We start from the raw sequence: 26,147 nt of genomic DNA, 5'->3' as shown, positions 1-26,147 counted from the left end.
GGAGTATAATTCAACCGGTAGACAATATTGGGGGTCGAATGATTACATGTTAATGATATACATCATCGGGTTTATCGTATCGCTGACGCTCGCCCTGCTCTTAACGCCGCTTGTGAAGAAGTTTGCGGTTAAGATTGGTGCCGTTGACGTTCCTAATGCCCGCAAGGTTCATACCCGGATCATGCCCCGACTCGGGGGACTCGGCATCTATCTGGCTTTTATTCTTGGACTGATTGCAGTTCTTCCTTTTCTTCCGGATAGCCTGTCGGCTCGCGATGCCAACTTTATGAAGGCATTTCTGATCGGCGGTTCCATGATCGTATTGATCGGAGCCTTGGATGATCGATTTGAACTTTCGGCCAAAGTGAAGTTTCTGGCACAAATTGCAGCTGCTTGCGTAGTTGTATTCGGATTTAATATTACCGTGGACTTTGTAAATATACCGTTCCAGGACCGGTACTCCATGCTGGAGAGCTGGGTATCGATCCCACTGACAATCTTCTGGATTGTCGGCGTAACCAACGCGATTAATCTCATTGACGGACTGGATGGACTTGCAGCTGGTGTTTCCGGCATTGCGATCGGCACAATTCTGGTCATGGCCGTCTTGATGGGCAATACCACCGTAGCTCTGCTATGTCTGCTGCTTCTCGGCAGCATTATCGGGTTCCTGTTCTTCAACTTCCATCCGGCCAAGATTTTCATGGGGGATACGGGCTCGTTATTCCTTGGATTCTGTTTGGCGATGCTGTCCCTGCTTGGATTTAAACAGATTGCGATTGTATCCTTCATTACGCCGCTGATTATTATCGGCGTTCCGTTGTCCGATACGTTTTTCGCTATCATCCGTCGTAAAATCCAGAAGAAACCGATCTTCGCTCCGGACAAGGGGCATCTGCATCACTGTCTGCGCGAGCTTGGATTCAGTCACCGTCAGACGGTGTTGATCATTTACGTGATTGCCGCATTTTTCGGCGTACTGGCCGTCATTCAATCTTCGGCTGCCATGTATGAAGCAAACTGGGTCACCTTCGTCGTTATCTGCGTCATGATGTGTTTCATGCAGATCGGTGCTGAAATTATCGGTCTGGTCGGCAAGACCAAACGGCCGATTCTGGGTCTGATCAACCGGATGCGAATGAAGGCAAATCCCGAAAGCCGCACCAAATAGAACTTATTCTTTTTCATGATGTGTCCGGATCGGACATGCCAGCCTCACCCAAAAAGGGTGAGGCTTTTTTGTGATTTTTTCTAAATAATTGAATGTTTGGGACCGATATATGAACTATGCGTTAGAACCAATCTGTCAGTGAAAGCGAGGGGACCCAGTGAACGACATAACACCCAAAACGGACTCCAACGTCCGAATGATCAAGGAGGCACAACCGTTGAAGAAAAATTTCCGTACAATAGCAAGCCTGTTATTGGCCATTGCTATGTTCTTTTCCCTAATTCCGGCATTACCGGCTTCAGCTGCAAATGGAGCCTTGTATTTTCACTTTTCCAATCTAAGTACGGATCCGAATTCCCCAACACCGGAGAACCGGAATTCCATTACGGTTTCGGGTACCTACAATGGCATTAACCCGAATACCATCTCGTATGAGATTAAACGCTTTGATGACACAACCACGGGCGGAACAGGTGTCAAGCCGATTCTGGACGAAGCAGCGAACACGTTCCAATTCCTGAATGTCCAATTGAATCAGGGCGTGAATAAAATCATCGTGTCCGGTATGAGCACGCAAGGTCAGCAGATGAGTGCCACAGCTTATGTGAAGTTCTCCGATGTACCGGCTGTTTATGAAGTAGCGCTCAGTGATGGACGTGTCCTGGAAGAGAATGCTTCCAAGCCGGTTGTTGTTACTACGCAGACCGTTAGTATCTCCGTAAAAGCAACCAACGGCTCCAAAGGCGTGACGGTTAACGGCATGGCCATGTATGCCGGCGGTGGCGATACGTATTACTCCGCGGGGATCCAGTTGAAGAAGGGTGTCAACGATCTCGTGATCGTAGTGAACTCCGAATCGAAATCCCAGACTATTAATAGACAGGTTGTTTATCATCCGACAGGATCATTGACGGTCAATCAACTGAAGATCGGAAGCACAAATATCGATGGGCAGACCGTTGTGACAGGTAATGTTAACGGCACAATTTCCGGTTATGTTATCGTAGATGCTCCTGTTGCCGGTACCCCAGCTGTGCCCCCAACTCTTGAAGTAGCCGTATTTCCGGTGGGGTCAACGACGCCAATCATGAACACAACTGCAACTGTAGGTGCAGCAAGCGTACTAGGCAATACCTTGATGTATCCTTTTACAACGAATGGCTCGGTTAGCATCACTCAGAGCGGGGAGTATTTGGTCTATATAAAAGACACTAATTCTGGGTTTGACGTGCAAAGTACCTTTACTTATCGCGATGTCAATGCCCCTACAATCAAGCAGGTGTACCAACTATACGGCGTAACGGAGAGTGGCGGAACGGTATCGGCTACATCTCAATCCATTTTCCCAAGCGGTAACGACACCGTCCTGAATGAACTGCCGGTCTACTTAATGGTGGAACAAGTGAATGCAGGCAATGTTGAGATTGAATCCAGCAAGGGCGGCGGTACGATTGCCCAGAAGTTTACTTACAACGGCCACACGGTTTTCAAAATTACGAACCTGCCGACAGGTCAGCAAAATCTGATCATCAAGGTCAGCAATGCATCGGGCGTTTCCGATACCAAAGTCATCCCGGTGACGTTCTTGTCCTCTTCTTATATTGATATTTATAATTTGTATAATAATCAGGTGTTTAAGAACAGCTCAGATTTCAATCAAGTAACAGGACGGATTGTGAACTACACGGGAACTTCAGGACTTACCATTTCCTTGAATGGTAACACTCGCGATCTGACAGTGAACGGTAATGGTGAGTTCAGCTTTGCAGATACGACATTCCTGCAGTTGATTCCAGGTCCGAATACTTTGGTTGTCGCTGACAAGAGCGGGAAAATCTCGACAAAGCTTACCCTGCTTTATTTTAGCGATACGCGTTCAGTAATCAAGAACATGATTCCATTCCCGGTTGGTTCTGCCACGGAATCTGATCCGGACGGCTTGTTCAGAGAAACGGCCGAGAATGCCTATAACACATATGAAAAGGCTCTGGGTCTTCGCTTTGAGGTGGAATACACCGATGAGATTACGGTGAACCTCAGTCATCCTACGCCAACGATCTTTGCAGTCTTTACCAAAAACAACGCAGGAACCTGGACTCTCTCGGGCGGTGCCCTGAAGACGCAATTGGATCCCATTAATCCGGCGGATTACGACCGGTACTTCACCATTGTCAATGGCGCAAACTCCAGCTCGGCTCGCGTGGTGTTCAAAGAGCTCGCACTACCAGAGGTTGGTTTGCAGGCAATCAGCATCGGTTCGCGTTATCAGTCGGTTACAACAACCGATACTATCGAAATCACGCGCGAACGTGCACCTTACCAAGTGCTGTCTCCGAAACTGCCGAACGAAGGCGTGCTGAAACAGAACTTTGTAGAGGTAAGCATCAAGGCTGAAGGAGCTGACTCCATTCTGATTGGCAAAACGCCAATGGTGAAATCCGAAATCAGCGACATTTTCCGTCTTGAGGTCAAGAACCTGAAAAACGGCAAAAACACAATCAAGTTCACGATCGAACAAGGCACCAAAAAGACAAGCGGGCAATTCGTTGTAACGTACACAGACGATGCAACGGAAGGCTCTCAGTTTAAAACGAATATTTCGAAGTCAGGCAAAGTGTCCGTGTTTAAAGGCGGCGTATCGCTGTCTTTGCCGAAAGGTACCGTGCTTCAACAGGCGAAATCAAGTCCAACAGCGGAAGTGCCTACGATTAACCTGCTCGGCGAGCATGACATCCTGTTTGGCATTGCCAACCAGATTGATGGACGTACGATTAAAGCCTACAACCGGATTGGCGAAATCGAGAACGGCGTGGAAATGGACGGACGCCTGTCCCTGATTCCAGGGGATAATAACAATGCGTTCCGGTTCACCCCGGCTGCCCATTTCGGATATTCATCACCACTCTACTGGCTGGATGCAGGTTCGCTTAATGCCTACAGCAGCAACATTGAGGACTTTAATGTAAAGGCAGCAGCACATCCTTACGCGAAAGGCAACGAATTTCATCAACGATTGATTCCGCAGAATTGGATGGAGCTGTCTCAAAAAGGTACAATTACATTGAAATATGATTCTGCACTGGTGAACTCGGCTTCCAGCAACTTGGGCATTTGGTGGTATAACCCGTCCCAAGGAACGTGGATCAACATCGGCGGGAAAGTAGACGCCAAGAAGAAAACTGTTACGGCACCATTCAAGGGGTTTGGTTATTACGCAGTTAAATCCTTACGTTATAGCTACTCTGATGCGATTTCGCATAAGACGGCCCGCAACGATATTGAATTGGTGCTGGCCAGAGGATATATGAAGGCGTCCAAGACGGATGCATTCGGCGTGTATGATCCAATGACTCGCGGTGAATTAGCTACTATTATAGTAAAGCTGCTGGATATTCCGTTGGATTACGATACCGATAAGAACAAGCTCACTTTTGATGACATTTATCAGGAAAGTGTAGTCAACAGCATGCAGTGGGATTACCGTTACATCGAGACGGCTGCCAGAAAAGGAATTATTCGTGGCATTGCGCCACGGAGCTTTGCTCCTAATATGGAACTGACTCGCGAAGAAGCGGCCAACATGATTGCACGCGCACTGAATCTGAAGATGGGTGAAATCGAAAAAGACAAAGCAGCGCTTCAGAAGCAGTTCGAAGATGTAGGCAATATCAAGTCGAATTACTCTTATCCAGCCATTCTTGCGGTAAGCAAAGCCGGTATTCTAACCGGTGTAGCGAACAGCTTGAAAGAAGGAGAGAAAAAACCAACCTACAACTTTAACCCGGATGCGGTGCTGAATCGCGCAGATACGGCAACCGTCGTTAAACGCATGATGAGCAAGCTCAAAATGCTGTAAGAAACATGAATAAGCAAGGACTTGCATGACAAAAGGAACGAGAGCAGATGCCCAATTTCTATTGGCAGTGCTCTCGTTTTTTCATGCGCGGTTTTTAATCAATAAGGTTATTAATGGCATAATTAGCAAGATCTTATGGGTGTTATCAGAGGCCAGGAAACCGTTTACCAATATCTATTGTTTTGTAATTTCATGTAGAATACGCTACAATAGCGGAAGCACATACTATTTTTAGAGGGTGAAGATGAATTTATGAAGCCGATATTATCAAAAGCGCAGCTCGACTACATGAAGGCGAAGACCAAGTTCGAGGAAAAAGCCAAAGTGATGGAGAAGAAGATTGAGCTGGCTCGTGCCGCTCATGATGAGATAACTCAGGAAGTCATGGAGGGACTCGTTGTTGAGACAGGCTTTCATGATTCATTTAACGAAATGACAGCGGCTGAGAATGCGTTGATCCAATGGTCACATACTACAATTAAACATGATAAGACATATCGTACGAATAAAACGGAGATCGATCAGATGTACAGCACGCTGCACAGCAATCCAGAGATGCGTGCACGAATTATCCAGCTTGCTATGAAGATTCGCTAGTATTCTACAAAGGCGCCCAGAGGGCGTCTTTTTTTGTTGTCGTAATATGTAAAAGAGGGGTTGTTATAGGATACGAGTAAATTCTGAAAAAAAATTAAAAAAAACTTTGCAACCACCGCAACTTTTTGGAAAACCAAACGTTTATAATGTAGAGCCCAATGAGGTAACCAAGATTATCCGATACAAGAAGATTGTCTATTAATTAGAAAAATGTTCTTTACGGTGTTGGGGACTCGTTGTATAATACCTAGGTAGGATTAGGAATCTATTCTAGTTTGTAGTGTTCTCTCGTTAACAAGATTCTGTGATATCGTCACAGACATCATTTATGATTTATGCTCAACTCGAGAAAGGAGGTGCAGGACAAATGAGTGATAAGAGCTACCAAATTAAAGAAAATAATCAAGTGATGATTCAAGGAGGAGAAAAAAAGGTTATGAAGAAAATTTTATCCGTAGCACTGTCTACAGCAATGGCATTCTCCATGTTTGCTTCTGTTGCATTCGGTGACGATGCGCTTAACACACAACAGAAATTTGATGTACTGAAAGAAAAAGGGATCTTCACTGGTTATCCAGACGGAACTGCTGGTCTTGAAAAAGACATGACTCGTGCTGAGTTTGCTAAAGTTCTGGTTGGCATCATGGGTCTCGAGCCAATCCAAGGCAAAGCATCTTTCAAAGACAAAAACTACAAGGCTAGCAAATGGCCAGCTCCTTATGTAGAAGCAGTATACGCTGCTGGTCTGATGGAAGGTAAAAACACAACGAAAATGATCTTCGACTTCAATGGTAAAATTACCATTCAAGAAATGGCGAAGGTTCTCGTTACTGCTCAAAAACTTGAAATCCCAACAGAAACTAACAACAACGCTTCTGACTGGGCTAAAGGTTATGTTCAAGCGGCAATCAACGCTGGTTTGGTAGACGCTAAAGCTAACCCTAAAGCTAACGCTTCCCGTTCCCAACTGGTTGACGTTGCTTACTCCATCTACCTGGCTCAACAAAAACCAAAAGTGGTTTCTTACGAAGTGAAAGAAGATGGCAAAGTAGTTGAATTCAAACTTGCTAACAACGAAGTTGTTAAAGTAACTTTGGAAACTGCTTTGAAAGCTAACGTTGCTCAAGAAGTTAAATTTACACATAACAACTACGAGTACACTGAAAACGTTACTTGGGTTGTAACTGCAGCTACTAAGATCCAAGGTGTGTCTGCTAACAACCTGAAGCAAGTTGTTGTAGCATTTGACGGTGAAGTTGATGAAGCTACTGCTGAGAATGGCGGTAACTACTCCATCACTGGTCTTACTTTTGAATCTAATGCTGAATTGAGCGAAGATGGTAAAACAGTAACTCTGACTATTGCTCAAGAAAGCGGCGTTCTGAACCAGCAAAAAGAATACACCATCAATGTTAAAGGTGTTAAAAACGCTGACAGATCCAGAACTTTCAATGAAGCACTTAAATTCTCTCCAGTAGACACAACACTGCCAGAAGTTAAAGAAGTAGTTGGTCTTGGAACGAAAGCATTTAAAGTTGTATTCTCTGAGCCAGTACAACAATCGACTGTGGTTTCTACTTCTAACTTCCAAGTTGATGGTAAAGCAGTTAGTGGTTATGTAACATATCAATACCCTAACATTGCAATCATCAGCACTGAGCTTGCTGTTGGTAACCATGAATTGACAGTTCGCAATGTTAAGGACTATGCCGGTTTCACAATTCAGCCTGAATCTCAAAGCTTCACGGTTGCAGAAGATAAAACTGCACCAGAAGTTGTGAAAGCTACTACGTATGACCTGAGTTCCGCTACTATCGAGTTCAACGAGCCAATTAAATCTGTAAGCAAGGTTTACCATACTTCCAGCGGTAAGACAGGTAAAGCTACAATCAGAGACAATAAGGTATATGTTGATTTCGGTACAAACAAACTCAGCCTGGCAGAAACTACAATTTACCTGGAAGGCGTTACTGACTACAGCAATAACAGCGCGAATCGCGATGTTAAAGTAACTCCTGAGCTTGATACTGAGCGTCCAACTGTTGTAGGTGTTTCTGCTGAAGTTAAAGGAAATAACCATGAGTTCACTGTTGAATTTAGTGAAGCTGTAGATCTCGGAGATGTTGAGAACACAGCTAACTATGTGTTGAAAGATAAAGATGGTAAAGTTGTTACAGGTAAAGGTTTCACTACTAAAGGTAACCCAGTAAATAAACCTGTTATTGTAGCAAATTCCCAAAACAAAAAAGTGAAAATCACTTCGATCGGTCAATTGGCTTCCGGAGTATACACATTGGAAATCAGTAACATTCGTGACAGAGCTGCAATCGGAAACGCTATGTTGCCGTACTCTACAACAATTGACTTGGGTGACATCGAAAGACCACAAGTTCTTGCTACTTCGTACTATGAAGTGACTTATCCAGGTAACGATTCTAATTTTGCAGGTCTGGATATCGTTGTTCACTATAGCAAGCCGATGGCTCTTGATGGTGCAGGAAGTGCACTGGAAGCTAACAAATACAACTTCAATAAAGATGTTACATCGGGTGTTTATGGCCCATTGCCAGTAAACACTGAGGTAACTGCAGTTAATGCAGAAACTATTCGTATCTCCTTGCCGGCTGTAGAGGGTGGATATGTAAATATCACTGGAACAGCTCCTAACCAAGTGAAACAACCGATTAGTTTGCGTGTTACCAACGTAGCCGATGCGAATGGAAATTACATCTCTGGTAACGTTTTGAACACAAGTGTTAAAGAAAAAGGACAACAAACTCTTACCTTCAAATCAGCTAAAGCAACTGATAAGGACACTATCGTAACTGAGTTTGACGGAAACCTCTCTTATGTTGATGCAAGAGACTTTGAAGTTAAGAATACAGTTACTGGTGTTACTTATGATGTGAGTGTTGCAAGTCATAATGGTGCGAATGTTACATTCGACCTTACAGGTAGCAACGTTCTTGCACCTGATTTGAAAGATCTGGAACTCAGAGTCAAGTCTTCCAACCCACAATCTGTTAACTATAACGGATTGAAAGTATCTGGTAATATTGTTATCGCTGATGCGATCAGCCCAACTTACGTAAAAGACACTGTAGTATTTGCGAAAGCTAGTGATAAAACTACTGCTACATTGACTTTTGACGAGGCTTTGACTGTTGAAGCTAATGCTACTGCTTTCCAAGTATTTGTTGGTGGAGTGGAAGTTAAAGTAACATCTGTAGCACCTGTTGGTACTAAACAAGTTGCGATCACTTTTGAGGGTGATGTTGCTGGCAAAACGGTAGAAATTTACTCCGGTCCTAACTTTGCATCTTCCAAATTCGTAACTGATACTAAAGGAAATGCAGCTAATTCCGTTGAGATTCAAACTACTGGTAAATATTAATATTTAAAAAGTTTGATTATTTACCCGGAAGGGGCCCATTCAGCGAATGGGCTCCTTTGTTTGTCAGAGGATACTCATTTATAAAAATAAGCTCAAAGTAGGAGGTACTAATGAGGAAAGCTACAAGAACTATATCTCTGGTTTTTATTTTATCTGTATGTTTTATAGGGGGCTCCATCCTCAACACCCCCGCCGACGGGGCAGGCACCACCCCCGGCACCACTGACGACCCGGTCGTCACCAAAAGCTACGTAGATCAACAAATCCAGCAGGCACTGAACGGCGGTGGTGGAGGATCTACGAACCCAACAAATCCTACAAATCCCACAGAACCATCCACAAGTACTGAAGAAGTCAAGAACGTTGCGCTGAAGCCAGACAAGATTCTTATTGCCGACGCAGGAACGGAGTTCATCGTGCGTTCGGGTAATGCTGTGATCTACACAGAAGTCGCTAGCGGCGTTGCAGATCTGACGGATGGTAAAGACCTGTTAAACGGTGAAACAGCGCCTAAGAACCATCTGCTTTCCTTCCCGCGTGAAGGTCGCGGCATACAGGTGAAAGAAGGACAGACCAGTAATCTGATTGTCATGGTGCGCGGCGGCTACACCATTAAGTAATGATCGGCAACTAGGGTGCGTTAGACATTTGCTGATACCGCTTCATCCTCGAGTGGGTCTGGCGAGGACTTTTGCCCGGCTTATTCCTCTTATAATTATTGCCAGTTGTGACAACCTTTTATACGTGTGAGTGCTTTGAAATCGACAAATAATACTTCTGTAAAAACCAATACAGGAGGTGTATTTTCATGGCACGCAGCAGTCGTAACCGTCAAGTGGTACCGGAGAGTCGTGAAATGCTGAAGCAAATGAAATACGAAATTGCAGCAGAGTTTGGATTACCTGTAGGATATGGTAGCGGTTCCAATGGAGCCGATACGGAATTTGGTTCCGAGTTAGGAACCATCGGAGGTGGAACTTCCAGCCGTCGTCCTGGATGGGGACATCTAACATCCCGTGATAACGGATCCGTTGGTGGAGAGATCACTAAACGTTTGGTTCGAAACGCTGAAGAAAGTCTCTTCGGTAGACTGTAGTCGTTTTTCAGTTACAAGTGGAACTTATTCTTGATTAAAATGATTGAAAAACCCAAGAAAATCCTTGAAAAACAGCTTACTTACTGGATTGACACCTGGTAACAAATAAGTTAATATGCATGTTGAGGATTGTACATTTCAAACCTTTTCCTGTCGGAAAAGGTTCATTTTTTGTGTAGGACCTCTTGATATATCACATACTATTCATATGGGAGGTTGATCTCATGTCTTTAACAGGGCGACGTTTATTTACATCTGAGTCCGTAACTGAAGGACATCCGGATAAAATCTGTGACCAGATTTCTGATGCGGTACTCGATGCTTTTTTGGCTAACGATCCGAACGCACGCGTAGCTTGTGAAGTTTCTGTGGCGACTGGTCTTGTTTTGGTCATTGGTGAAATTAGCACTAAATCTGAATACGTGGATATTCCATCCATCGTACGCAATACCGTGAAGGAAATCGGGTATACCCGTGCAAAATACGGTTTTGATTCCAATACATGCGCGGTGTTGACATCGCTGAATGAGCAATCTGCCGATATTGCACAGGGGGTAAACGCTGCACTGGAGAATCGTGATCCTTCCCAAGTGGACAAGGAAACTGAGAACATCGGTGCTGGCGACCAAGGTCTGATGTTTGGTTTTGCAACGAACGAGACCCCTGAACTGATGCCTCTTCCGATTGCATTGTCTCACCGTATCGCTCGTCGGTTGTCCGAGGTTCGTAAAGATGGTACGCTGGAATACCTGCGTCCGGACGGTAAAACCCAGGTAACGGTTGAGTATGATGGCAATACGCCAGTTCGCGTGGATACGATCGTAGTATCGACTCAACATGCCGAAGAAGCAACGCTGGAGCAAATCCAGAAGGATATTAAAGAACAAGTTATTCTTCCTGTCGTACCGGCTGAATTGCTGGACGCAGAAACTAAATATTTCATTAACCCTACCGGCCGTTTCGTAATCGGTGGTCCTCAAGGGGACGCTGGTCTGACAGGCCGCAAAATCATCGTGGACACCTATGGCGGCTACGCTCGTCATGGCGGCGGTGCATTTTCCGGTAAGGATCCTACAAAGGTTGACCGTTCCGCTGCTTATGCGGCTCGCTACGTGGCTAAAAACCTGGTTGCTGCAGGACTTGCGGACAAGTGCGAAATTCAATTGGCCTACGCTATTGGTGTCGCTAACCCAGTGTCGATTAGTGTAGATACTTACGGAACAGGTAAAGTGAGCGAAGAGAAGCTGGTTGAGCTTGTGCGTAACAACTTCGACCTGCGTCCGGCTGGAATCATTCGCATGCTGGATCTTCGTCGTCCGATCTACAAACAAACCGCTGCTTACGGACATTTTGGTCGTACAGATCTCGATCTTCCTTGGGAGCGCGTAGACAAAGCGGAAGCGTTGAAAGAACAAGCTGGCGTAAACTAAGGTAATTTTAAGATATGTAACAGATATAAAATTTAGGCATGTGCTGATTTAATTTTTCTTCTGAAAAAAATCGGTGCATGCCTTTTTTCTGTTTCTCTTTCTAATTATGAGTAGAGATTTAACACAGTTGAACCGGAGAAAATGACAAAAATGCAATAATTAAAAAAGCTGATCACCCGTCATCGTTATTAGCCTTTCCGATGAATATATGGAAAACGAGGAATAAACTTTATGACAAACTAGTTACTTTTGTAAGAAAATATAGTAACATAGGATTGATTTACATAGACTCCTAAAAAATGCCGCTACAAATTGTATAAGACTTGGTGTACGATACGCGAAAGTGTTTTTTTATAACAAATTCGTAACTTTTCCGCAAAAATGAAGTCTATTAATTAGAGACTTTATATGTTCGGCATCCGTGTTGAACGAGAGATGGGAGAGTTACGATTACATGGTTAGTCAGGGGAAAACACTGAAGTCTACAACATCTGGTGTAGGCAAGAAATGGTTGATTATTACATTGGCAGGAGTCATCTGGGTGGGTCCTGTGCTGAGCAGCGGAATACCAGTGATAGGGAATCTACCAACATCCTCGGTAGCTTATGCGGCATCAACATCGGCTAAGAAGCTCGGTGAGGAAATCATAACTTCCGGCGCGGTATTGATGAAGTATCAGTATATCAACAGCACTGGCGCAAAATCGTTGGCGAATGTCATTCGGGTGGATTTGAACAACGAATATGTGAAATTGGACGTCATGACTGGCCAAGGAAATAAATTTACAACGAGACAAAGCACGGGCGGAATGGCGAAGGAGAACGGCGCGGTAGCTGCTATTAATGGTGACTTTTTTAATACTGGCAGCGAAGGGGCTCCGATGGGTGCTCAAGTATCGAACGGTCAGCTGATGTCAACCCCATCGGAACTGAAAGGCATGTATGCTTTTGGAGTAACAAACGATGGAACGCCAATTCTGGATGAGTTTGCATTCTCGGGGAGTATTACAGCTGAAAATGGAGCCTCACTCCCACTCGCGGGCATGAACAAAACATCTTATGCTCCTGAGGGCACCGGATCTACGTATAGTCATGCGAATTCAGCTTATATCTACACCAGCGCATGGAAGGCTATTGAGCGTCCTAAGAACAGCTCGACAACGCCAACGGAGGTTATGGTAACGGATGGGGTCATCACCGATATTTCAGTAATGGCAGGATTGCAAACAGCGATACCGGAGGGAAGCTACATCTTACGAACCCATGGTGCTGCTGCAGAGTTCGTGAAACAAAATCTGGCAGTTGGACAGAGGCTGGAAGCCGATTATGCTTTGGTGTCCAAAAAATCAGGTAAAGAACTGGACCCAACTACACTCCAAATGATGATTGGCGGCCATACGATTCTGGTGGATAACGGCAAGGCCACTTCATTCTCTCGAAACGTGAATTCGATTGGAGGGAGCAGGGCACGTACAGCCGTTGGTTACTCTAAAGACGGACGTTACGCTTACCTGATTGCTACGGAGAGCAACGATAACAGCAAAGGCATGACACTGCAGCAGCTTCAGGATTTCATGACGAAGGTTGGCGTATGGAAGGGAATGAACCTGGACGGCGGCGGATCGACAACGATGGTAAACCGTCCACTTGCCGAGATGAACACGCAGTTGACCTTCAATACGGAATACGGCACCACGCAGCGCAGCATCGTTAACGCACTCGGCGTGTTCTCCACGGCACCTCAGGGCAGCTTGAAGGGCTTAAAAGTAAGCGGAAGCAACACGCTCCTGATCGGCCAGATCGGCACGTATGAACTGAAAGGCTATGATACCTACTATAATCCAATTGAGGCAGGTTCGATTAAACCGACTTGGAAGTCCAGCAACGGCAATCTAGCGGTCAACGGACAAAGCATTAAAGCGACAAAGCCGGGTACCTCAACACTGACGGCAGTAAGCGGCAGCACGAAAGCTACGATGCAAGTCAAGGTGCTGGGCGCGGATGATCTTGTTGCATTGACAACCGGCGTATCAAGCGCACCGCTGCAGGCTGGAACGAGCGTTTCCGTGCCGGTGACGGCCGTAACAGGCAACGGTCAAAGCTTGGAGGTTCCGAGCAGTGCACTGAAATGGGAGTTTATCGGATTTAAAGGCAGCGTGAAAGACGGCCGCCTGACCGTATCCTCCGTGAACAGCAATACGAAAGTCGGTTACGCCATCGCACGCTATGACGGCTTTAGCACGGTCGTTATTTTATCGGCGGCGGGCGAGAGCACGTGGGAGAACTTCGAAAATGTGAATTACCCGGTGAAGTTCACGACCAATGTGCCGGCAGTTACCGGGGCGGCAGCGATCCAAAATGGTAGCGGAGCAAAAGCATCATCCAAAGTCTTGAACTTGACTTATGATATGACAGGCGGATTAGGACAAAAAATGTACGCTTACGCCGAGTTGAATGGCGCAACTGGCAAAGTGATCCCTACACAGGCAACGGCCATGACCATCGATGTGGAGGGAGATAACAGCCTGAACTGGCTGCGCGCCGAGCTCAAGGACAATAATGGGAAAACCGTGTACGTCGACTTGGCAAAAGCAATTGATTGGAGCGGCTGGAAGACACTGAGCATCGATCTCAGCGGATATAACATTGCATTCCCGGCACAGATGAAGCGCTTGTATGTCGTAAACGTGGAAGAAGGCCAGGACGAGCGTGCATTGACAGGAGCTGTTTCTTTTGACGATATCCGCTTCACGATGCCGTCCCTATCCGGGAATGAAGGACTTCCAACAGGCAAAGCGGTCATGACCATTGGGCAAAAATCGCTGATGCTGAATGGTTCGAAAGTGGCAATTGATTCGGCACCAATATTGAAGAATGGAACGACTTACGTTCCGATTAAGCATGTGCTCGACGCGTTCGGCGGGCAAGCAACCTGGAACCAATCCGCTCAGCGGGTGGGTGTCCTGAGGGGCGGCATGCTCATGGAACTGACGGTCGGCAAGAAGGAATTCATTCTAAACGGTAAGCGCAGTTCGGCGGCTGTAGCACCTATGGTTCAAGGTGGTAGGACTTTGGTCCCTCTTCGTCTCGTTTCCGAGCAATTAGGCCTTAAAGTAAAATGGGACAAGAACACGAAGACCGTTACGATCGAATCGTGATATGGTATGATATGTATATGAAACGTTAGAAATGGAGTAGAGTGCGTGGATTATCAAGCCGATGCCATCGACCGTGTCATAAAAAATGCCATCAAAGTGATGGAGGACAGCAAATACCAAATGTTCGAAATATTGGAGGCGTCGCGGCAGGAGCTCGCGTCTCTCAATCATGAACTGCAGCGGACATTAAAAGAAACGACGGAAACCTTAGAGAAGGTAGATCAGCTGGAGCTGAACTACCGCCGTTCCCGGATCCGGCTGACCGAGGTCAGCCGGGATTTTGTCCGGTACAAGGAAGAGGACATCAAGCAGGCGTATGAGAAAGCAACGCAGCTTCAGCTTGACCTCATGATCTACCGGGAAAAGGAAATGTATCTGAAGGCAAGACGAGATGAGCTGCAGAAGCGGGTTCGTAATGTCGAGAACTCCGTGGAGCGTGCAGAATCGATCGGATCTCAGATGGGCGTGGTATTGGAATACTTGTCCGGAGAGCTGGGGCAGGTATCCCGAATCATCGAATCTGCGAAAAACAGACAGGTCATTGGTCTCAAAATTATTTTGGCGCAGGAAGAGGAACGGAAACGCATTTCCAGAGAGATTCATGATGGACCTGCACAATTGCTGGCGAATCTGGTTCTTAGGACGGAAATTGTAGAAAGAATGCTCGCCAAGCAGGAATTTAAGATGGTGCAGGACGAAATAGTAGATTTGAAGGGCCAGGTTCGATCGAGCTTGGAGGAAATGCGAAAAGTCATTTTTAATCTGCGTCCAATGGCACTCGATGATCTAGGATTAATCCCCACGTTGCGTAAATACGTGCATGATTATGAAGAAAAATCGAAAATCCGCACGATCTTCGAGACACGGGGAAAAGAGCATCGTCTCTCTTCTGCGATGGAGGCTGCCATCTACCGGTTGGTGCAGGAAGCACTTTCGAATGCTGCAAAACATGCTTACCCGACTTATGTGCTTGTTGAAATCACGTACCAGGCGCAATTGGTCAAAATCGTTGTACAGGACAATGGCCTGGGATTCAATGTCGATTTGCTGGAGCAGAAAAGCAGGGACCACTTTGGGTTAATTGGCATGCGGGAGAGGGTTGAGCTGCTCGAAGGGAGAATGGAGATCGATTCAGCTGAGAATCAAGGAACCAAGATCGTGATTCATATCCCGACGAACGTAGAAAAGAGAAAGGAGTAATCGGATGGAACATTTGGAAAAAGAGAACACGATTATAAAAGTATTATTAGCGGATGACCACCAGCTGTTTAGGGAGGGTCTGAAGCGTATACTGAATATGGAGGACGACATTGACGTTATCGGTGAATGCGGCGATGGAATTCAAGTACTTGAGTTCTGTAATGAAGTGAAGCCGGATATCGTGCTGATGGATATCAACATGCCCACCGAAAATGGCGTTCAAGCAACTGAGAAACTACGTGAAATGTTTCCTGAAATCAAAGTTATCATACTGTCGATTCATGACGATGAAAGTTATGTGTTTGAAACGCTCCGTAAGGGAGCTAACGGTTACCTCCTGAAGGATATGGAAGCCGAGTCACTGATTAATGCGATTCGTTCGGTACATGAGGGATATGCATTTATCCATCCGAAAGTTACGGGCAAGCTCATTCAACAGCTCCGCCGGATGACTTATGTAAACGAAGCAGGCGCTATGGCTGAGAGCGGTTCGCGTGAGGCTGGAGTCAAGTTCGTGGCAGGCGAGAATAACCCATTGACAAGGCGCGAAGCGGAAGTGCTTAGACTAATGGCCGAAGGCAAGAGCAACAAGATGATAGGGGAGTACCTGTTCATTAGTGAAAAAACTGTAAAAAACCACGTCAGCAGCATTTTGCAGAAGATGGAAGTGGACGACCGTACGCAAGCGGTTATCAACTCGATCAAATATGGCTGGGTGACGTTGTAATCGCCGATCCGAATGCACGGACGCGTCTTACATAGGGAGGGAACTGCCAAGGGCGGTTCCTTTTTGTTATGATATGGAGTTATAAGATTTCAGCGACGCTGAACAACCTTGATAAGGATAAGAAGAACTTATTCAGCGAGGTCGGCCTTTCGTGAAGGTGTCATAGTTATTCCATCTTAGGATATCAGAAAGTATAAATTTCGAAGTAGGGGTCTTTTTGATATCGCAAGGAAATCTAATTAGGAATGCGGTATGTCTTTCGTGAATTTACATCGATGATGCTGTTCTTAAGATATCAGGCATGTATAAACTTCGAAGTAGGCCTTCTTGGTATCGCAATAAGACATACTTCAAAAAGCAATCTGTCTTCTGTGAAGGTAACGACCCGACAGATGTTCTTCTTACGGTGTTTGAGCCGTTCCCATTAAGTTACGTGTGGGCTCTGGTTACATCACTGTCACCGTCCCCTCCTGATCAGCATATATTGTTGATAAGAGAAGGAGGTGAGTCTCATGGTTGCCCAATTGCTGTGGATACTCGCGGTGTACGGGATTGCTGTAGCTCTGATTCATATCGTGCATGCCCGTCAACTCAGAAGAGCCGGTGAAGGAACGGGGCGGCTTAAGCATTATGTGCTGATCACGTCCAACCATGAGCGGCAGGTGGAATGGTATTTGAGAGCCCTTTCATGGTATGCCCTGCTGAGCGGGACGCGCGTGCGTGTCACCGTCCTTGATGATCAGTCGTACGATGATACACTGAAGATTGTCCAGAGATTGACTCATTTGTCCGGAATTGAACTGGTATATGGGACTTGGAGGTCCGATGGTTCGGCATCACGGGAAGTGGATGCCGATCCGAATGAAGAAGAAGTGATACGGATCGATCTAAGAAACCCGATGGAGGCTGTTCGAATTCCATATGTACAGGGATAAACATCTGCAAGTTGTTTTGGTTACCAGGTTCGTATTCATATTGTTAAAGGCGTGAAGCACACTCCTAGCGTAAGCGAGGGGTGTGTTTTTTGCATTTCTGGGGAGAGGAGCGGCTTTCCCACATCCAAGCGTGTTTGTTCTTACTTTGCCTATGGCTGAACCTCACTGAACCTCCTACACTCAACTCCGATCTTGGTTCCATGTGATTGACTGTCCCTCGTAGCAGTACGTGTACCCGACCTGAAGAATTGGGAATAAGGCAGCTAAAAGAAAGGGGTGACAGATTTCAACATAGGGCATCGTGAGAAGGATCTGTTTCATAATGTAATGGTCTCAGCATAGGAGTTGGTAGCTGAAGAAATGAAATCTTGAAACATGTGCTTCTGAATAACGTACCAGCACTCGGCCTTTTACCAACTTATATGTCTCGATATTGGAGTTGATTTCATGAAGATTGCCGTATATGCCATACGAACATCAGAGAAATGGGAGTGTTATCTCTCGCTGGATATGCGGGTGGATACTCGATGGTGGTGTGAAGTGAATAGATGGACGGATGAGAAGACGAGTGCCTTGTCATTAGTGCTGTTATCAACACGGGTTCCACTTGGATGGGCCGTTGTTATTAAAGAGAGATTTCGATCTATCCAAGACATGGATCAATGGGGGAAATCCGATTGGCAGAAATATTTGTACCAGGGCTTAAGTTCGTTCTTATTACATGAGCCTGAAGGAAGCAGATCGCAATGGAGTGATTTGTTAAAGGAGATTCAGATGTTGGACGGATCGTATGTAAATTACTCTATCGAAGATAGGAACGAGGCTGAGGATTGGGGTTTGTTGATGCAGCAGGCAGAGCTGCTGATTCAGTGTATGGCAGGACGAGCCCTGCTTGCCGGCGAGGTCGAGGCCTTATTGGTGGAGGTCGCCGGGGACACCGGCGACTGGCGCCCTGCGGCCCAGCTCGGCGTCCTGCTGGGCCGCCTGCGGTTGGAAGCGGGGCTGGCACAGCCTGCCCCGCAGGGTGCGGCCGGCTGGCTTCGCCGCCGGGCCATGGCCCCCCGCTGCCGGCGATGCGGCAGCGAGGCCCGAAGCCGCACGGCATGCGCCGCGTGCGGCTCGGCGGCTTGCGCCTATTGCGAGGCCTGCCTCGCGATGGGGCGCAGCCGCGCCTGTGCCCTGCTGCTGCATGGCGCAGCAGGATCGGCCGTGCGGGGCACGGCCGGGGGTTCCCCCACCGCGGCCTTGGGCCGGTGGGGGCTAAGCGCAGCGCAGAGCGCCGCCGCTGGCGCTGCGCTGCGGTTTTTGGCGGAGCCGCCCGCAGGGGGCTCCGCGGGGGCTGCCCGGTTTCTCATCTGGGCGGTGACCGGTGCCGGAAAGACCGAGATGATCTTTCCGCTGCTGCAGTCCATCCTGGATGCAGGTGGGTGTGTGCTGGTTGCTGCGCCAAGACGGGACGTGGTGCTGGAGCTGGCACCACGTCTATCCATGGCCTTCCCGGAACAGACGGTAGTCACGTTATATGGGGGAAGTCCGGACAGATGGAAGAGGGGGAGCATCACGCTGGCAACGACGCATCAACTGCTGCGTTTCAAGAGGGCTTTTGACCTGGTGGTGATCGACGAGATAGATGCCTTCCCGTATCATAATGATCCGATGCTGGATTACGCGGCTAAAGGTGCTTGCAAAACAGGGGGGAAGTATATCTACCTATCAGCCACACCGCCAACGCCATTACAGCGTGAGGCGGCTGCAGGCAGATTGCCACATGCCAAAGTCCCCGCACGCTTCCACGGTCATCCGTTACCCGTTCCACAAAAGCTGAAAATCTTGACGGTGAACCGCTGTCTACAAGAAAAAAAGCTTTCCCCACTCTTGGTCCGCAGTCTGAGCGCATCTCTATCCCGCGGTGCTCAAGTGTTCCTGTTCGTTTCCCGCATCAAGCATATTGCTCCGATTCTGGAGCTGCTTCGAAAGACCATAACCAATATGCCGATTGAAGGGACTTCATCCATCGATCCGGAACGGGCAAGCAAAGTGATGGCCTTTCGTAACCGGGAGCTTCGCTTGCTCGTGACAACGACCATTCTTGAACGCGGGGTAACGGTTCCGAAGAGTGACGTGTTTATTTTGGATGCGGACAGTGAGCTTTTTGACGAAGCTGCATTAATTCAAATGGCCGGCCGCGCGGGCCGATCAAAGGATGACCCGGCGGGTCGAGTAGTATTTGCTGCTCCTCAATGGACTCAGAGCCAAAGCTCGGCAGTCCGGCAAATCAAAGCGATGAACAGAATCGCCCATAAGGGAGGGTATTTACGATCTGTTCAGGAATTGTCGAAAGAGTAGGGAGTTGAACTGAGCATGATATTTAGTGTAGCACTCATATACGCACTGTTGTTGTGTGTAGTCTTTTTATCCGTTGAGTGACGTCTATCATTCTTTATTCTATCCCTCTGAGAAAGGAAGGAACATATTTGATATCTAACGTCTTTAGCCATCTGCTCGAACATATGCATCGTTTGCTCAAACCAATTGACGAAACCTGTCTCGCTTGTGGAAAAACAGGTTCATTCACCCGGCAACTTCCGGGCATATGCCGTGCCTGTTATCGGAATATCCCCTGGATTATGAAACCTAAATGTTGGCGTTGCGGGCGGGGAATCGGCTGCCCCGACTGCATTCGACCAGGCTTGAGCCATCGAAGTTTTGTTCTGAACCGAAGTGCGGTAACCTACGATACACAGATGAGAGAGTGGTTGGCTCAGTACAAATATAGGGGGAATGAACGTTATGCTCCTCTTTTGATAGAGATGCTGCTACGGGCATACGCAATGCTCCATCGGGAAGCAAACATCCATTTGGGCAATAAGGGGTCATGGAAATCTAGTAACATGCCATGGACTGTACATGCTGTCACTTCGGTTCCGGTCAGTGAGGAAAGGCTTCAGGAGAGGGGCTTCAATCAAGCGGAGGTGCTCGCACAGGGGCTTGCGCTGAGAATTAAGGTGCCTTATGTACGGATGTTGGAACGTAGACGTCACACGGATAAACAGAGCTTCAAAAACCGGATGGATCGGTTGAAGGATATGGAGGGTGTTTTCGGTTCATTGCAGGATGGACCCGATATGCTTTTGTCCATAAGTAATCAGGTCGCAGAGCATACTCGTTCTGAAGTGGGAGCATCTCTGTTCAGAGGACCATTCCGTATACTTTTGATTGATGATATCTATACAACTGGAAGTACGATTAATGCTTGTGCGCAGGTTTTGCGGAGATGCGAACCCCTTATGGAAATGCCCGTCGAGATCTATAGTTTAACCTGGGCTCGTTCGTAAATGATTAAAATAGGAAAAATGTGTGGATTCTGTTACCGAATGATAGACGTATGGCCTAAGATAATGTAATCTAGGGGTATCAAAGGTTCTATGTGGCATGGAGGTTGTTGAGCATGAATCTGGGGAATTGCCCTCGGTGCGGCAAGTTATATACGGTTAATATTCGGGAGTTGTGTCCTGAATGCATGAAGGTTATTGAGAAAGAATATGAGAAATGCGCAACCTTCCTTCGTGAGCAAAAAGGCGCAACGATTCATGAGGTATCTGAGGCTACGGAAGTATCTGTGCGGCAAATTACGAAGTTCATCAAGGAAGGCCGGATCTCGATTGCGAACGCGCCAAACCTTGCGTATCCTTGCGAAGTATGCGGAACGTTGATTCGTGAGAGCAATATGTGCGAGTCCTGCCGGACGCGATTAACGAGGGAGCTAAGGCAGGCGGCTGCTGGCGACCAGGAAAATCAGCCTGGGTCCCGCAAAGACAGAGAGACTTACAGTGCAGTCGATAAACTGCGCAAATACTAACTTTTGAACTATTAACAATGTTTCATATCCGGCCGATAAACTTAGTAAAGCTTATCGGTCTTTTATTTTAAGTGAGGTGAATAGGGCGTGAAGATTAACGAATCGGGACGTGTGAACGGCATCAATTCGTATCAACGGAATATTGAATCTCGGGAGATGCAGCATATCGATAAGAAGAAACGCCGTAAGGATGAAGTATCAATCTCCCCGGAGGCGATGGAACTGAGTGCACAGAGTAAAGTTCAGGATCCGGAACGTGCGGAGAAAATTCAGCGTTTGAAGGAATCTGTAGCCAATGGCACTTATGAAGTGCCGGTCGACCGTTTAGCGGACAAATTGCTCCCGTATTTTCAATCCTACAATAAATCAGGTGAATCCAAGTGAGTGCTAGATCCATAATCGAATATATGAAGCGTCAGGATGAGCTGCACCAGCAGCTCATAGAGGCAGGGAAAGATAAAAGGCAAGCCATTTTGGATAATGATGTGGAACGTCTTACAGCGGTCATGACCAAGGAGAACCGCCTGCTGAAGCAGGTGGCGGAAACGGAAGCGCTGCGTCAAGGTGCCGCAGATGATTTTTTACGTGAGAAGGGCATCCGCTCCCAGCTTCAGCTGACGGTTACTGAAATGACCCGTCTTGTATTTAACCCGGATGAAAAAACAGAATTACAGGATGTACAGCGTCAATTAATGGACAGACTCATGGAACTCAAGGAACTGAATGCGATCAACCGGGAGTTGATTGAACAGTCCCTGGCATTCATTGATTATAGTTTGAATTTATTAGTCAGCCGTCCGGAGGATGATTTGCTTTATCAGCATCCGAAGCATCAGAATCCTGCCGGCAAGGGCCGAAGCATGTTTGATACCAGGGCATAAGCAGAAAGGAAAATGTAGATGAGATCCACATTTCATTTGCTCGAAATCGGAAAGAGGGGCTTGATTGCCCAACAAGCTGCAATTAACACAGCTGGTCATAACGTTACGAACGCCAATACGCCAGGTTACTCTCGTCAGACTACTCGCCTGGTTGCAGCTAACCCGATTGCATTTCCGGGAATGCAGCGTTCCCAAGCTGCAGGTCAGCTTGGAATGGGCGTAGAAGCCGAGAGCATTCAGCGGGTACGGGACTTTTTATTGGATATCGAATACCGCAATCAGAATACAAATTTGTCGACATGGAACGTTCAGCAAGAGACGCTTTCGAATATTGAGGGGATTTTTAACGAGCCTTCGGACAGCAGCTTGAGTGCAAGCATTGCCGAGTTCTGGACGGCTTGGCAGACGCTGAGCAAGAATCCAAGCGACACCGACTTGTCCGCTCGTATGGCGGTTCAGCAGAAAGCAATCGCTTTGACGGAGACGTTTAACCATATTTATTCCCAATTGGATACCCTCAGCAATAATTTGACTTCTCGCATCGACACCAAGGTTGCGGAAGCTAACAACTATATTGAGCAAGTGTCGGAATTGACGCAGAGTATTAAGCGGATTGAGGGTCTCGGCGATAACGCAAACGATCTGCGCGATAAGCGGGACCTGCTCGTTGATCAGCTATCATTGCTCGGGAACGTAAATGTGACGGAGACCGGGGACGTTTATCAAGTGACGTTTGGCAACCAGGTCGTGGTTGACGATATGGCGTTCACTCCGATTACGAACGCGATTGCCGGTGCATTGACCGGCGGGGAGATTGCCGGGTATGTGACCTCCCGTGATGTGCACGTCCAAGGATATATCACCCAATTGAACATTATGGCCAACACACTGGCTACCGGCAAAGTGGAAGTGACCCTGCCGGCTGGAACGATTCTCCCTCCGGGCGTGAACATTCCGAATGCGGTGATGGATGCGAATAATCCACGCAAACTTGCCCAGGATACGAAGCATACCGTTGACGGTCTAAATGGACTACATAAACTGGGTTACACCCTTAAGGAGCCGGCCACCACCGGCGGCGACTTCTTTGTATCTGCTAACGGGGGGCCAATTACGGCGGGAAATATGAGGCTTAACCAAACCATTCAATCCGATCTGAAAAACATCGGCGCTTCCTTACGAACCGAGATGAAGAGTAATCCGGATGGAACAACCTCCGAGGTCGTTCTTAAAGGTAACGGCGGCATGGCACTTCTGATCGCGGGATTGTCTGAGCGAACGTTTAGTTTCAATCCAAACAACAGCAACGGTGCGGTAACGGATATTACGAACTTTGAAGGATATCTGCAGTCTGTTATCTCCAAATTAGGTACGGACAGCAGCAATGCTAACAAGATGGTGGAGAATGGCACATTGCTGGTTGAGCATGCAGATACACTCCGTCTGTCGATTAGCAGTGTATCGCTTGATGAAGAGATGTCGGATCTGATCCGCTTCCAGCATGCATACAGCGCCTCATCACGTGTTGTCACTACGATTGATGAAATGTTGGATAAATTAATTAACGGTACCGGCGTCGTCGGAAGATAGGAGGAATAAGTCATGCGCATAACCCAATCCATGATGACTGGCTCCATGATGAGCGGCTTGCAAGGCAACTATCGCAGACTGGATAAATATCAGGAGCAAATGATGACCCAGCGCCGGATTAATCGTCCTTCCGACGATCCGGTGGGTGTAGCCAGTGCTCTACAGTATCGCGGCCAGATTACTGCTACAACGCAGTTTGAGCAAAATGCGGAAGATGCGGATTCTTGGCTTAAGTATGGCGATACGGTCATGACAGAAGTTACACAGATTGTTCAAAAGCTATCGGAGCTAGCGGTGCAGGGTGGAACTGACACTGTACCGAAGGATGCCAGAGAAAACATTGCGGCTGAAGTAGATCAGTTGTACCAACAGCTTGTATCTTTAGGAAACTCACAATTTAAAGGGAAGTATATTTTTAATGGTGAGAGAACCGATGAGAAGCCATTCCCTGAGGATCCAACGCAAACCGCATATGCTTTGGATGATGGCGAAGTAAGGTATCAAGTTGGTGCTGGAATCACGGTGTCTGTGAACACCTTAGGTGAGCAAGTGTTTGGAGCATATGGAGACACTTCGGGAATATTTGCTGTGGTAGATAATCTTAAGAAGGCACTGCTTGCTGATGATACAGCAGGTATTCAAAGTGCCATACCTTCACTGCAGAAGAATTTGGAGACGACCATTACTGCGCAAGCGGAGATGGGTGGTAAACAAAATCGTCTGGAATTTACGCTTAGCAGACTTGGCGATCTAAATTTAAACTACATGGATTTACAATCCAAAGTGGAAGACGCAGATATTTCAAAAGTTATTATAGATCTCAAAACCTCTGAAAGTGTGTATCAGGCTTCTTTAGATACTATGGCTCGAATTATTCGCCCAAGTTTGATGGATTTCCTAAGATAGAGGAGGATATATATGAATATCCCCCGAATACAAATTCAGCAAGGGTACTCCCAGATTGGCCTTCAAACGACGAAGGGCCAGCAGAGTATAGAGCAGCCCAGACCGTCACTTAATATGAACCAGCAGCCTGGTGTGTTAAAGATGGATCGTACCATGCCTAGTCTGATGATTGATTCGCGAAAGGCGTGGTCCGCACTTGGAAAGGCACGTATTGAAGAGATGACAGACCGAATAGCTCAGTCTTCCCTTCAGATTTCGATGCAAAATATAGCAGAGATTGCCCGCGACGGGGATCGGATGATGGCTATTCAACAAGGCGGAAACGTATTTGCCGAAATTGCGCGAGACAATGTGTTTAAGGATCGACCGAGAGTCGAGGTAACGGGTGAACCGGGGTATGACCATGTAGATATAACTTTCATCCCCGGACAGGTGAATACCACTTATATTCCAGGAGGGGTCACTTTTAATCCTGAAACTCATAAGCCGGTAATGGATTACCAGCTTGGCAAGGTCAATACTTATTTAACACAAAAAAATTATATGAATATATCTGTAATAGGGAATCAACTGGATTCAGTTGTCTAACTACAGAATTACAATAGCTATAATGGACAAGTGTCATTATAGCTATTGTTGTTAGAAAGGGAGGAACATCAATTATGGTTGTCAATACAAAGAGATTCGGGCCAATTGAAATCGAAGAGGATCAAGTTATTACTTTTGTAGGTCCAGTCCTAGGTTTTGGAGATATAGCGAAATATATTATTATTCAGCCGGAAGAGAATCCGCATCCGTTTGAATTTCTACAGTCTGTAGAAGATGAAAATTTAACGTTTATTGTGGCGGATCCGTTTGTTTTTTTTAATGATTATGAGTTTCAGCTGGACTCTCATTGGTTAGAAACGCTGAATATTGAGAGTGAAAAGGATATTCGGATTTTGGTGATTGTCACCGTTCGTTCTGCTCAGGATATTACATGTAACTTAAAAGCCCCCCTTGTCATTAGCAGAGCCGGAAATGTTGCAGCCCAGATTGTTCTTGACCAAGGCGGATACTCGACCCGGCAGCCACTGATGGGAACGAAGAGAGGAGATGGCGCAGATGCTGATCCTATCAAGAAATAAAGGTCAGAAGATCATGATCAATGATAATATTGTCCTCTCCGTTATAGAAATCAATGGAGATCAGGTCAGGATCGGTATCGAAGCTCCCTCGAACGTAACGATTTACCGCGAAGAGATTTATGAGGCCATAAAGCAGCAGAATCAACATGCGTTGGATTTCAACGAAGATATTCAAGATATTCTGCATCAGGTCACTGCACAGAAAAAAAATAAGATTTAAT

Annotated in this window: 21 protein-coding genes; all 21 read left to right on the top strand. The window is 46.7% G+C overall.

Going from position 1 to position 26,147, the window contains the following annotated elements:
* Nucleotides 1–46: 46 nt before the first annotated feature.
* The 21 genes from ACQKPA_RS13510 (at nt 47) to csrA (ending at nt 26,146) form a co-directional block, all read left to right on the top strand.
* Entirely contained in the window at nt 47–1,171 is a 1,125-nt protein-coding gene (locus ACQKPA_RS13510) for a glycosyltransferase family 4 protein (protein ID WP_427492968.1), read from the top strand.
* 217 nt (nt 1,172–1,388) lie between these two features.
* A complete protein-coding gene (locus ACQKPA_RS13505; protein WP_427492966.1) occupies nt 1,389–5,027 on the top strand; it encodes an S-layer homology domain-containing protein in 3,639 nt (1,212 codons plus the stop codon).
* A gap of 252 nt (nt 5,028–5,279) precedes the next feature.
* Nucleotides 5,280–5,624 carry a hypothetical protein gene (locus ACQKPA_RS13500; RefSeq protein WP_100540942.1) on the top strand — a complete coding sequence of 115 codons (345 nt, stop codon included), beginning with the start codon at nt 5,280–5,282 and terminating at the stop codon, nt 5,622–5,624.
* 367 nt (nt 5,625–5,991) lie between these two features.
* The gene (locus tag ACQKPA_RS13495) at nt 5,992–9,018 is read left to right on the top strand and encodes an Ig-like domain-containing protein (RefSeq protein ID WP_427492964.1); all 3,027 of its coding nucleotides are present in this window, start codon (nt 5,992–5,994) and stop codon (nt 9,016–9,018) included.
* 110 nt (nt 9,019–9,128) lie between these two features.
* On the top strand, nt 9,129–9,638 hold the full coding sequence (locus tag ACQKPA_RS13490; RefSeq protein ID WP_427492963.1) for a hypothetical protein: 510 nt from the start codon (nt 9,129–9,131) through the stop codon (nt 9,636–9,638).
* A 188-nt stretch (nt 9,639–9,826) separates the two neighbouring features.
* A complete protein-coding gene (locus ACQKPA_RS13485; protein ID WP_427492961.1) occupies nt 9,827–10,114 on the top strand; it encodes a small, acid-soluble spore protein, alpha/beta type in 288 nt (95 codons plus the stop codon).
* A gap of 224 nt (nt 10,115–10,338) precedes the next feature.
* Nucleotides 10,339–11,544 carry a methionine adenosyltransferase gene (gene metK, locus ACQKPA_RS13480; RefSeq protein ID WP_100540938.1) on the top strand — a complete coding sequence of 402 codons (1,206 nt, stop codon included), beginning with the start codon at nt 10,339–10,341 and terminating at the stop codon, nt 11,542–11,544.
* A gap of 454 nt (nt 11,545–11,998) precedes the next feature.
* Complete coding sequence (locus ACQKPA_RS13475; RefSeq protein ID WP_427492959.1) at nt 11,999–14,701, top strand: stalk domain-containing protein; 2,703 nt, start codon at nt 11,999–12,001, stop codon at nt 14,699–14,701.
* A gap of 45 nt (nt 14,702–14,746) precedes the next feature.
* Nucleotides 14,747–15,901, top strand: a complete 1,155-nt coding sequence (locus tag ACQKPA_RS13470) for a sensor histidine kinase (RefSeq protein ID WP_127596369.1) — start codon at nt 14,747–14,749, stop codon at nt 15,899–15,901.
* Nucleotides 15,902–15,905: 4 nt separating this feature from the next.
* Nucleotides 15,906–16,628, top strand: coding sequence for a response regulator (locus tag ACQKPA_RS13465; protein ID WP_071219809.1), 723 nt, complete (start codon nt 15,906–15,908; stop codon nt 16,626–16,628).
* Between the two features lie 512 nt (nt 16,629–17,140).
* On the top strand, nt 17,141–17,563 hold the full coding sequence (locus tag ACQKPA_RS13460) for a hypothetical protein (RefSeq protein ID WP_427492956.1): 423 nt from the start codon (nt 17,141–17,143) through the stop codon (nt 17,561–17,563).
* A gap of 447 nt (nt 17,564–18,010) precedes the next feature.
* On the top strand, nt 18,011–19,909 hold the full coding sequence (locus ACQKPA_RS13455) for a helicase-related protein (RefSeq protein ID WP_427492954.1): 1,899 nt from the start codon (nt 18,011–18,013) through the stop codon (nt 19,907–19,909).
* Nucleotides 19,910–20,454: 545 nt separating this feature from the next.
* Complete coding sequence (locus ACQKPA_RS13450) at nt 20,455–20,898, top strand: ComF family protein (protein WP_427492952.1); 444 nt, start codon at nt 20,455–20,457, stop codon at nt 20,896–20,898.
* A 113-nt stretch (nt 20,899–21,011) separates the two neighbouring features.
* Entirely contained in the window at nt 21,012–21,422 is a 411-nt protein-coding gene (locus tag ACQKPA_RS13445) for a TIGR03826 family flagellar region protein (RefSeq protein ID WP_194539924.1), read from the top strand.
* 87 nt (nt 21,423–21,509) lie between these two features.
* On the top strand, nt 21,510–21,806 hold the full coding sequence (flgM, locus tag ACQKPA_RS13440) for a flagellar biosynthesis anti-sigma factor FlgM (RefSeq protein WP_006213058.1): 297 nt from the start codon (nt 21,510–21,512) through the stop codon (nt 21,804–21,806).
* Nucleotides 21,803–22,303: a flagellar protein FlgN gene (locus tag ACQKPA_RS13435; protein WP_427492949.1), complete on the top strand. Its 501-nt coding sequence runs from the start codon at nt 21,803–21,805 to the stop codon at nt 22,301–22,303. The genes flgM and ACQKPA_RS13435 overlap by 4 nt, the downstream gene beginning before the upstream one ends.
* 18 nt (nt 22,304–22,321) lie before the next feature.
* On the top strand, nt 22,322–23,893 hold the full coding sequence (gene flgK, locus ACQKPA_RS13430) for a flagellar hook-associated protein FlgK (RefSeq protein ID WP_427492947.1): 1,572 nt from the start codon (nt 22,322–22,324) through the stop codon (nt 23,891–23,893).
* 12 nt (nt 23,894–23,905) lie between these two features.
* Nucleotides 23,906–24,799, top strand: a complete 894-nt coding sequence (gene flgL, locus ACQKPA_RS13425) for a flagellar hook-associated protein FlgL (RefSeq protein WP_427492945.1) — start codon at nt 23,906–23,908, stop codon at nt 24,797–24,799.
* A 12-nt stretch (nt 24,800–24,811) separates the two neighbouring features.
* The gene (locus ACQKPA_RS13420; protein WP_427492943.1) at nt 24,812–25,387 is read left to right on the top strand and encodes a DUF6470 family protein; all 576 of its coding nucleotides are present in this window, start codon (nt 24,812–24,814) and stop codon (nt 25,385–25,387) included.
* 74 nt (nt 25,388–25,461) lie between these two features.
* Nucleotides 25,462–25,926: a flagellar assembly protein FliW gene (gene fliW / locus ACQKPA_RS13415; RefSeq protein WP_427492941.1), complete on the top strand. Its 465-nt coding sequence runs from the start codon at nt 25,462–25,464 to the stop codon at nt 25,924–25,926.
* Nucleotides 25,904–26,146, top strand: coding sequence for a carbon storage regulator CsrA (gene csrA / locus ACQKPA_RS13410; protein WP_427492939.1), 243 nt, complete (start codon nt 25,904–25,906; stop codon nt 26,144–26,146). Before fliW ends, csrA begins: the two co-directional genes overlap by 23 nt.
* Nucleotide 26,147: the final 1 nt, after the last annotated feature.

Source organism: Paenibacillus sp. NPDC093718 (assembly GCF_050279985.1).
GTDB lineage: Bacteria > Bacillota > Bacilli > Paenibacillales > Paenibacillaceae > Paenibacillus_AQ.
This window is presented reverse-complemented; position numbering and strand designations above follow the sequence as displayed.